Annotated in this window: 16 protein-coding genes; 8 read left to right on the top strand and 8 right to left on the bottom strand. The window is 62.9% G+C overall.

The genetic code is table 11. From position 1 onward, the window contains the following. The 8 genes from BLU62_RS33165 to BLU62_RS02545 all read right to left on the bottom strand — a co-directional run. Positions 1-191, bottom strand: a 191-nt coding sequence (locus BLU62_RS33165) for a hypothetical protein (RefSeq protein WP_208863592.1), incomplete at its 3' end; no start/stop codon positions are given. A 201-nt stretch (positions 192-392) separates the two neighbouring features. Further along, the gene (locus tag BLU62_RS02575) at positions 393-758 is read right to left on the bottom strand and encodes a DUF7572 family protein (RefSeq protein WP_425284523.1); all 366 of its coding nucleotides are present in this window, start codon (positions 756-758) and stop codon (positions 393-395) included. 334 nt (positions 759-1,092) lie between these two features. Beyond that, on the bottom strand, positions 1,093-2,184 hold the full coding sequence (locus BLU62_RS02570) for an IS630 family transposase (RefSeq protein ID WP_074847987.1): 1,092 nt from the start codon (positions 2,182-2,184) through the stop codon (positions 1,093-1,095). 34 nt (positions 2,185-2,218) lie between these two features. After that, a complete protein-coding gene (locus BLU62_RS02565; protein ID WP_074847985.1) occupies positions 2,219-2,731 on the bottom strand; it encodes a hypothetical protein in 513 nt (170 codons plus the stop codon). Positions 2,732-2,895: 164 nt separating this feature from the next. Further along, positions 2,896-3,597 (bottom strand): PE-PPE domain-containing protein, encoded by a 702-nt coding sequence (locus tag BLU62_RS02560; protein ID WP_074847983.1) that lies wholly within the window; start codon positions 3,595-3,597, stop codon positions 2,896-2,898. Continuing rightward, complete coding sequence (locus BLU62_RS02555; protein ID WP_074847981.1) at positions 3,594-3,965, bottom strand: putative phage holin; 372 nt, start codon at positions 3,963-3,965, stop codon at positions 3,594-3,596. The genes BLU62_RS02560 and BLU62_RS02555 overlap by 4 nt, the downstream gene beginning before the upstream one ends. Then, positions 3,965-4,159 carry a DUF7620 family protein gene (locus tag BLU62_RS02550; RefSeq protein ID WP_074847979.1) on the bottom strand — a complete coding sequence of 65 codons (195 nt, stop codon included), beginning with the start codon at positions 4,157-4,159 and terminating at the stop codon, positions 3,965-3,967. The genes BLU62_RS02555 and BLU62_RS02550 overlap by 1 nt, the downstream gene beginning before the upstream one ends. Then, entirely contained in the window at positions 4,159-4,503 is a 345-nt protein-coding gene (locus tag BLU62_RS02545; protein ID WP_139179960.1) for a hypothetical protein, read from the bottom strand. The genes BLU62_RS02550 and BLU62_RS02545 overlap by 1 nt, the downstream gene beginning before the upstream one ends. A 155-nt stretch (positions 4,504-4,658) precedes the next feature. On the opposite strand from BLU62_RS02545, the gene BLU62_RS02535 reads away from it, so the two are divergent. From BLU62_RS02535 to BLU62_RS02505, 8 genes are all read left to right on the top strand, one after another. Beyond that, entirely contained in the window at positions 4,659-4,961 is a 303-nt protein-coding gene (locus tag BLU62_RS02535) for a hypothetical protein (protein ID WP_074848259.1), read from the top strand. A gap of 121 nt (positions 4,962-5,082) precedes the next feature. Continuing rightward, positions 5,083-5,256: a hypothetical protein gene (locus BLU62_RS32760; protein ID WP_159441524.1), complete on the top strand. Its 174-nt coding sequence runs from the start codon at positions 5,083-5,085 to the stop codon at positions 5,254-5,256. Next, positions 5,256-5,450: a DUF7620 family protein gene (locus BLU62_RS02530; protein ID WP_074847979.1), complete on the top strand. Its 195-nt coding sequence runs from the start codon at positions 5,256-5,258 to the stop codon at positions 5,448-5,450. The genes BLU62_RS32760 and BLU62_RS02530 overlap by 1 nt, the downstream gene beginning before the upstream one ends. Then, positions 5,450-5,821 carry a putative phage holin gene (locus BLU62_RS02525; protein ID WP_074847981.1) on the top strand — a complete coding sequence of 124 codons (372 nt, stop codon included), beginning with the start codon at positions 5,450-5,452 and terminating at the stop codon, positions 5,819-5,821. The genes BLU62_RS02530 and BLU62_RS02525 overlap by 1 nt, the downstream gene beginning before the upstream one ends. After that, positions 5,818-6,519, top strand: coding sequence for a PE-PPE domain-containing protein (locus tag BLU62_RS02520; protein WP_074847983.1), 702 nt, complete (start codon positions 5,818-5,820; stop codon positions 6,517-6,519). The genes BLU62_RS02525 and BLU62_RS02520 overlap by 4 nt, the downstream gene beginning before the upstream one ends. A 164-nt stretch (positions 6,520-6,683) precedes the next feature. Continuing rightward, positions 6,684-7,196 carry a hypothetical protein gene (locus tag BLU62_RS02515; protein ID WP_074847985.1) on the top strand — a complete coding sequence of 171 codons (513 nt, stop codon included), beginning with the start codon at positions 6,684-6,686 and terminating at the stop codon, positions 7,194-7,196. 34 nt (positions 7,197-7,230) lie between these two features. Next, positions 7,231-8,322, top strand: a complete 1,092-nt coding sequence (locus BLU62_RS02510; protein WP_074847987.1) for an IS630 family transposase — start codon at positions 7,231-7,233, stop codon at positions 8,320-8,322. 334 nt (positions 8,323-8,656) lie between these two features. Then, positions 8,657-9,079, top strand: coding sequence for a DUF7572 family protein (locus BLU62_RS02505; RefSeq protein ID WP_159441523.1), 423 nt, complete (start codon positions 8,657-8,659; stop codon positions 9,077-9,079). Positions 9,080-9,337 lie beyond the last annotated feature (258 nt).

Below are 9,337 nucleotides of genomic sequence, written 5' to 3'. Positions count from 1 at the left end.
GTCGATCCAATGTCGGGTGCCGTGTCGTCGGTCCACTCAGACACGGCGGACTGCTTTCCCGTAGTAGAGGGATATTCCTGGGTGGGGGTTTCGGGCATCGACACCGTGAGCAGGAAGTGGGTGGCCCGCCGATGATGGGGGCCAGGCGTTTCCTGTTGCACCACATAGTCGATGGAGGGTGGTTCCACCACGCCGGGGATGGAGATGAATGGGGGTGGTGGCGTTCCGGACGGGGTCGCCTTCGAAAAAGTAGAGGGTCGATGCTGCACCGACCGGCCACGATGTGATGTTGCCGGAGGTGGCGTCGATGGGGTCGAGGGAGAAAACCAGGTCACTGTTCTGGTAGAGGGGGATTTCCGCTTTCGTTCCCTCCCATCCGAGGGTGACGGTGGTCATGGTGTCTCCTGTTCTGTGAGTTCATATCCGAGTGCCGCCAAAGCATCAGCGTGGGTGGCGAGGTCGGGGTTGATGGTCATCGCGAACGACTTCGAGTCAGTCGACAGGATCGGGGTCAAACCGTTGGCGGGGTCACCGTCGTAGTCGATGACCTGGCCACGCTCATCCGACAGGAACACCGACACATCCGGTTTCAGATGCGACCGCGAGACGGGAACCTGCATTCCCATGCTGGTGAGAATCGAAGTCATGTCAGGCACTTCCACCACCAACACCAACAGGAACCCATCCTCCGTGGAGTACAGGTTCGTGATCGGCGGCATATGCGGAAGAGCTTCAGCCACAAGGGTTGCTGGTTTCATACTCATCTCCAGAAGATCCAGATCACACCGGTAGCGCCGATACCGCCAGCGCCGAATGAGCCGGTACCGCCGTTCGAACCACCACCACCGCCACCACCACCGCCGGGATAGCCGCCCGGGCCGCCAGCTCCGCCGCTGTAGTTGAGGAAGCTGACACGGCCACCACCACCACCGCCACCACCACCGGCGCCGCCACACTTCGTTTGAGTTGCCGGCGACACGTTCGCGCCTGCACCACCGGGTCCACCGTTACCGCTAGGCGCACCTGCCCCCGCAGTCCCACCAGCGCCGAGAGGCGTTGACCCGCCCGCCAAACCATTCGTGCCGGAGTCTGCTAGTGTCCTGAGTCATTAATTCGTGTGCAGTAGTGGGCGATGGAGTCGAGGATCTGGTCAGCGGTCTTGACCCACACGTAGGGGCGGGGGTTGTCGTTCCAGGTCTCGATCCACGCTCTGATGTCGGCATTGAGTGCTCGTACGGTGCGGTGGGTGGAGCGTTGGAGTTTCTTGGTGGTCAGTTCGGCGAACCAGCGTTCGACGAGGTTCATCCAGGATGAGCTGGTGGGGGTGAAGTGGACAACAAACCGCGGGTGCGCGGTCAGCCATCGCTTGACCGCGGGTGTCTTGTGGGTGGAGGCATTGTCCATGACCAGGTGGACGTCGAGCTCGTCGGGTACCTCGGCGTCGATCTTGCGGAGGAATCCGATGAATTCCGTTGCGCGATGCCGTGAGTGAAGCGAACCGATGACTTTGCCCGACGCGATGTCCAACGCCGCGTACAGGCTGGAGGTGCCGTTGCGCACGTAGTCGTGGCTGGCCCGTTGCGGGGTGCCCGGGAGCATGGGAAAGATCGGCTGGGTGCGATCGAGCGCTTGGATCTGGGTCTTCTCGTCAACGCAGAGCACCAGGGCACGTTCGGGTGGGTTCATGTAGAGCCCGACGACGTCGCGGACCTTTTCGGTGAACATGGGATCTTTCGACAGCTTCCACGAATCCTGTTTGTGTGGAGCCAATCCGAACGCTCTCCATACACGCGAAACAGTTGACTGCGACATGTCGAGATGCTCAGCCATCGACCGAGTCGACCAGTGTGTCGCATTCTTCGGAGTGGTCTCGAGAGTTGCGGTGATCAGGTCTTTGATCTGCTCGTCGCCGACGGTTCGAGGTCGCCCGGGCCGGGGTTCGTCGAGCAACCCCTCGCAGCGGTGCTCGACGAACCGGCCTCGCCATCGCCGCACGGTACCTCGGTTGAGGCCGAGTCGTTGTGCCACTTCGGTATTCGACCCGCCATCTGCGGCAGCGAGAACGATTCGTGATCGCATCGCCAAACCCGAGGCCGTCGTTCGCCGACGCGCCCACCCTTCGAGCTCACGGCGCTCGTCATCGGTCAGAACAATATCCACTGCTCGCGGACCCCGGGTTGCCATTCCCCAGTCTATCAACCGAATGACAATTAATGACTCAGGACACTAGACCACCACCGCCGCCGTTCCCCGGCAGGGATGTGGTGGGTGAATAGCCGAACGATGTCGAGATCCCACCCTGCCCTGGGGTCGTGGTGATATGGGTGCCGAAACTGGACGGATTGCCATTCGTGCCAACGACGTAAGGCGTACTCGAATCCACTGATTCGGGGTCGAGTTGCTGGAAAATGTATCCACCGCCGAGGCCGCCAGCTGCGCGGGTGGTGGTACTGGAGGTGCCGTCCGAACCGTTCTTCCCACATCCGATGAGACCCACGATCAGTTCGGTGATGTTTTCAGGTTTCGTCCACGTACCCGACGTGACCTTGGTTTCCACGTTGTAGCCGTTGAGGACGGCGTCAGCGATGGCCTGGATCGTGTACTGAACCTCTTGCGGATCACCAACCGAACCGCCACCAAACCAGCCATTGAAAATGCCGTTGATGATCGACGCAATGTTCGCCGTCGCCGCATGAGCCAACAACCGGATCACATCAACCGGCTCACCCATATGCTTAAACTTCGGATTGAACTGGTTGTACGCGTAGTCATCCCAGAACGCCTGATCCGCATTCGCGAACTGCGACAGGCCTGACGTGGCACCGTTCGGGCGGTTCGCGGGCAGGAAGTATTTGCCCGGTACACCAGCACCGGGCTGATCTGGAGCTGTAATGGCTAACTCACCCCTTCGATCATGCGGGCCAACCGCTTAGCGTGGCCACCACCGTCGTAGTCCGTGGAATGCGCAGTGCCGAGATAGTTGCGGATGTCCTCCCCCGCACGCGCGAAATCGGGCCAGCGGAACGGATTCCACCACGGCTGCGCCACCGCCAGACGTTCAGCGGTCTTGAACGCCCAGGCGCGGGCGGCCTCGGGTGTGCGCACCGACATCCACCCGGTTAGGTCGGCGACCGTGCGCAGCGGTGAACCTAGCGGCAGGTCGGCGATCGGATCACCCGGCGCCCACTCGGTGAACCGAGGCCGCGGGACGTGCAGCGCCCCGGCGATCCCGGACCGGCCGTGATGCACCGGCGTGTGCGGGTCGCCCAGCGTCGCGACGGCGAGCACCTGATGGCGAGGCCGCCGAGGCAGGATGTCGCGCGCGTACTTCACTGCGACCGCCGCGCCCGCACTGTAGCCGCCGACGACCACGAGTTCGCGGGATTCGGTGACAGCTCGATCCAACGCTGCCGCGCCGATCGCTTTCGACTCCTCATACGACAGGTCGCCCATGCCGGTCGCCGGGCCGAAGTCGGCCGGGTACGGCACATACGTGAACTTCACCTTGCGGGGGTCGAGCGCGCGGCGCAGCGCCTCCGACGCGGGGGAGCCGCCGCGGGGTGCCCAAGTTCCGTCGACCCAGAGAAGTTCGATCATGACCGTCCTGCCCACCATGCTCGGATCTCGTCGCGCCACACTTGCCATGGCCGGCGGAAGTCGCCTGCCGCCCAACGGTCACGGCGGGTCTTGTACTGCAACACCAGCAGCATCACCAGGAGCGCGAGCATCATCACGGCGCCACCCGAGTACAGGATGAATCGAATCCACGCCCGCCCCGGATAGTCAGTACCCGCCCACACTGACGCCGAGATCTGGAGAAAGACCAGCGACATCAGGGTCGACTTGCCTAGGTAGATGAGTGACACCCGCTCCTTCCACCAGTACTGCCATGCGGCGTAGCAGATGGTGTAGACGGTGGCCAGCACGGCGAGCACCACAAGTGCCCAGTCGGCTATCAGCTCCACTAGTTCAGCCTTCCGAAGATCAGCTCGGCCCAGTGGTTGCGTTCCAACTGGTCACGAAGCTCCCGCTGTACCGGCCGCGCCCGTTCGGCGAGCCGTGCGCTTTCGGACCGGGCTTCTTCGGCCGATCGCGCGTTTCGCTTCGAGCGCGCATCAACTTCGTGCGCGCTCGCCCCCTTGGTCTTGAATCCCCACATCAGTTGGACTCCAAGCTCTCTCGCAGTGCCTTCGACTGGCTCGCGATGAGCTGGCCGGCGACATTCCACTCGGCCATCGTCTGCGCGTTGCGCGCGTTGGTCTCGAGGAGGTCGGCGATGGTCTTGGCGTCGCGCTCGGCCGCGGTCTTGTAGATCGAGATCTCCGATCCCCATACGATCCAGCCACGGGCGAAGGCGATACCGAGCACGAGCGCCATGCCGACGACGACCCCCACCACGCCGATGTCACTCAGCGCGGCGGGGTTCATCCAAGCGCTGGCGCTCGAGGTCACGGTCATCGCCGAGGTTGACTTCGCGCTCGACGCCGTCAGCGGGAAGCTCAATACCTGCCAACACCTTCGGTGTGACCTGCGGGCGGGTGAACAGGAATCCGAGAGCAATCGTGGAGACCGCGAGGAGACTCGAATGCTCTTTGAGTCATGACGAACCCACGTGATGGCACGATTCAAAGACGTCAATATCATTTCCACTCTGTTCCATGAACGAACTCAGCCAGACCAGAGACTCACATGGCCGCGGTCAACGCGGTGCTCGGTCTGCTCGTGGTGATCTCGGTGAAGGAGAGCGTGTACCCGGCCTCGTCGCGGTCGTTCAGACCGCGGTGCCGCTGGTCGTTGCGTTCGGCTTGAACCTCAGCGAGCAGCAACAGGGCGCCATCCTCGCGGTCTCCACGATTGCTCTCGGATTCCTGTTCACCCGCCCGCAGGTCACACCGAAGGTGTTGGCAGGTATTGAGCTTCCCGCTGACGGCGTCGAGCGCGAAGTCAACCTCGGCCGATGACCGTGACCTCGAGCGCCAGCGCTTGGATGAACCCCGCCGCGCTGAGTGACATCGGCGTGGTGGGGGTCGTCGTCGGCATGGCGCTCGTGCTCGGTATCGCCTTCGCCCGTGGCTGGATCGTATGGGATCGGAGATCTCGATCTACAAGACCGCGGCCGAGCGCGACGCCAAGACCATCGCCGACCTCCTCGAGACCAACGCGCGCAACGCGCAGACGATGGCCGAGTGGAATGTCGCCGGCCAGCTCATCGCGAGCCAGTCGAAGGCACTGCGAGAGAGCTTGGAGTCCAACTGATGTGGGGATTCAAGACCAAGGGGGCGAGCGCGCACGAAGTTGATGCGCGCTCGAAGCGAAACGCGCGATCGGCCGAAGAAGCCCGGTCCGAAAGCGCACGGCTCGCCGAACGGGCGCGGCCGGTACAGCGGGAGCTTCGTGACCAGTTGGAACGCAACCACTGGGCCGAGCTGATCTTCGGAAGGCTGAACTAGTGGAGCTGATAGCCGACTGGGCACTTGTGGTGCTCGCCGTGCTGGCCACCGTCTACACCATCTGCTACGCCGCATGGCAGTACTGGTGGAAGGAGCGGGTGTCACTCATCTACCTAGGCAAGTCGACCCTGATGTCGCTGGTCTTTCTCCAGATCTCGGCGTCAGTGTGGGCGGGTACTGACTATCCGGGGCGGGCGTGGATTCGATTCATCCTGTACTCGGGTGGCGCCGTGATGATGCTCGCGCTCCTGGTGATGCTGCTGGTGTTGCAGTACAAGACCCGCCGTGACCGTTGGGCGGCAGGCGACTTCCGCCGGCCATGGCAAGTGTGGCGCGACGAGATCCGAGCATGGTGGGCAGGACGGTCATGATCGAACTTCTCTGGGTCGACGGAACTTGGGCACCCCGCGGCGGCTCCCCCGCGTCGGAGGCGCTGCGCCGCGCGCTCGACCCCCGCAAGGTGAAGTTCACGTATGTGCCGTACCCGGCCGACTTCGGCCCGGCGACCGGCATGGGCGACCTGTCGTATGAGGAGTCGAAAGCGATCGGCGCGGCAGCGTTGGATCGAGCTGTCACCGAATCCCGCGAACTCGTGGTCGTCGGCGGCTACAGTGCGGGCGCGGCGGTCGCAGTGAAGTACGCGCGCGACATCCTGCCTCGGCGGCCTCGCCATCAGGTGCTCGCCGTCGCGACGCTGGGCGACCCGCACACGCCGGTGCATCACGGCCGGTCCGGGATCGCCGGGGCGCTGCACGTCCCGCGGCCTCGGTTCACCGAGTGGGCGCCGGGTGATCCGATCGCCGACCTGCCGCTAGGTTCACCGCTGCGCACGGTCGCCGACCTAACCGGGTGGATGTCGGTGCGCACACCCGAGGCCGCCCGCGCCTGGGCGTTCAAGACCGCTGAACGTCTGGCGGTGGCGCAGCCGTGGTGGAATCCGTTCCGCTGGCCCGATTTCGCGCGTGCGGGGGAGGACATCCGCAACTATCTCGGCACTGCGCATTCCACGGACTACGACGGTGGTGGCCACGCTAAGCGGTTGGCCCGCATGATCGAAGGGGTGAGTTAGCCATTACAGCTCCAGATCAGCCCGGTGCTGGTGTACCGGGCAAATACTTCCTGCCCGCGAACCGCCCGAACGGTGCCACGTCAGGCCTGTCGCAGTTCGCGAATGCGGATCAGGCGTTCTGGGATGACTACGCGTACAACCAGTTCAATCCGAAGTTTAAGCATATGGGTGAGCCGGTTGATGTGATCCGGTTGTTGGCTCATGCGGCGACGGCGAACATTGCGTCGATCATCAACGGCATTTTCAATGGCTGGTTTGGTGGCGGTTCGGTTGGTGATCCGCAAGAGGTTCAGTACACGATCCAGGCCATCGCTGACGCCGTCCTCAACGGCTACAACGTGGAAACCAAGGTCACGTCGGGTACGTGGACGAAACCTGAAAACATCACCGAACTGATCGTGGGTCTCATCGGATGTGGGAAGAACGGTTCGGACGGCACCTCCAGTACCACCACCCGCGCAGCTGGCGGCCTCGGCGGTGGATACATTTTCCAGCAACTCGACCCCGAATCAGTGGATTCGAGTACGCCTTACGTCGTTGGCACGAATGGCAATCCGTCCAGTTTCGGCACCCATATCACCACGACCCCAGGGCAGGGTGGGATCTCGACATCGTTCGGCTATTCACCCACCACATCCCTGCCGGGGAACGGCGGCGGTGGTGGTCTAGTGTCCTGAGTCATTAATTGTCATTCGGTTGATAGACTGGGGAATGGCAACCCGGGGTCCGCGAGCAGTGGATATTGTTCTGACCGATGACGAGCGCCGTGAGCTCGAAGGGTGGGCGCGTCGGCGAACGACGGCCTCGGGTTTGGCGATGCGATCACGAATCGTTCTCGCTGCCGCAGATGGCGGGTCGAATACCGAAGTGGCACAACGACTCGGCCTCAACCGAGGTACCGTGCGGCGATGGCGAGGCCGGTTCGTCGAGCACCGCTGCGAGGGGTTGCTCGACGAACCCCGGCCCGGGCGACCTCGAACCGTCGGCGACGAGCAGATCAAAGACCTGATCACCGCAACTCTCGAGACCACTCCGAAGAATGCGACACACTGGTCGACTCGGTCGATGGCTGAGCATCTCGACATGTCGCAGTCAACTGTTTCGCGTGTATGGAGAGCGTTCGGATTGGCTCCACACAAACAGGATTCGTGGAAGCTGTCGAAAGATCCCATGTTCACCGAAAAGGTCCGCGACGTCGTCGGGCTCTACATGAACCCACCCGAACGTGCCCTGGTGCTCTGCGTTGACGAGAAGACCCAGATCCAAGCGCTCGATCGCACCCAGCCGATCTTTCCCATGCTCCCGGGCACCCCGCAACGGGCCAGCCACGACTACGTGCGCAACGGCACCTCCAGCCTGTACGCGGCGTTGGACATCGCGTCGGGCAAAGTCATCGGTTCGCTTCACTCACGGCATCGCGCAACGGAATTCATCGGATTCCTCCGCAAGATCGACGCCGAGGTACCCGACGAGCTCGACGTCCACCTGGTCATGGACAATGCCTCCACCCACAAGACACCCGCGGTCAAGCGATGGCTGACCGCGCACCCGCGGTTTGTTGTCCACTTCACCCCCACCAGCTCATCCTGGATGAACCTCGTCGAACGCTGGTTCGCCGAACTGACCACCAAGAAACTCCAACGCTCCACCCACCGCACCGTACGAGCACTCAATGCCGACATCAGAGCGTGGATCGAGACCTGGAACGACAACCCCCGCCCCTACGTGTGGGTCAAGACCGCTGACCAGATCCTCGACTCCATCGCCCACTACTGCACACGAATTAATGACTCAGGACACTAGCAGACTCCGGCACGAATGGTTTGGCGGGCGGGTCAACGCCTCTCGGCGCTGGTGGGACTGCGGGGGCAGGTGCGCCTAGCGGTAACGGTGGACCCGGTGGTGCAGGCGCGAACGTGTCGCCGGCAACTCAAACGAAGTGTGGCGGCGCCGGTGGTGGTGGCGGTGGTGGTGGTGGCCGTGTCAGCTTCCTCAACTACAGCGGCGGAGCTGGCGGCCGGGCGGCTATCCCGGCGGTGGTGGTGGCGGTGGTGGTGGTTCGAACGGCGGTAACCGGCTCATTCGGCGCTGGCGGTATCGGCGCTACCGGTGTGATCTGGATCTTCTGGAGATGAGTATGAAACCAGCAACCCTTGTGGCTGAAGCTCTTCCGCATATGCCGCCGATCACGAACCTGTACTCCACGGAGGATGGGTTCCTGTTGGTGTTGGTGGTGGAAGTGCCTGACATGACTTCGATTCTCACCAGCATGGAATGCAGGTTCCGTCTCGCGGTCGCATCTGAAACCGATGTGTCGGTGTTCCTGTCGGATGAGCGTGGCCAGGTCATCGACTACGACGGTGACCCCGCCAACGGTTTGACCCCGATCCTGTCGACTGACTCGAAGTCGTTCGCGATGACCATCAACCCGACCTCGCCACCCACGCTGATGCTTTGGCGGCACTCGGATATGAACTCACAGAACAGGAGACACCATGACCACCGTCACCCTCGGATGGGAGGGAACGAAAGCGGAAATCCCCCTCTACCAGAACAGTGACCTGGTTTTCTCCCTCGACCCCATCGACGCCACCTCCGGCAACATCACATCGTGGCCGGTCGGTGCAGCATCGACCCTCTACTTTTTCGAAGGCGACCCCGTCCGGAACGCCACCACCCCCATCATCTCCATCCCGGCGTGGTGGAACCACCCTCCATCGACTATGTGGTGCAACAGGAAACGCTGGCCCCCATCATCGGGCGGGCCACCCACTTCCTGCTCACGGTGTCGATGCCCGAAACCCCCACCCAGGAATAT

Source organism: Gordonia westfalica (assembly GCF_900105725.1).
GTDB classification, from domain to species: domain Bacteria; phylum Actinomycetota; class Actinomycetes; order Mycobacteriales; family Mycobacteriaceae; genus Gordonia; species Gordonia westfalica.
This window is presented reverse-complemented; position numbering and strand designations above follow the sequence as displayed.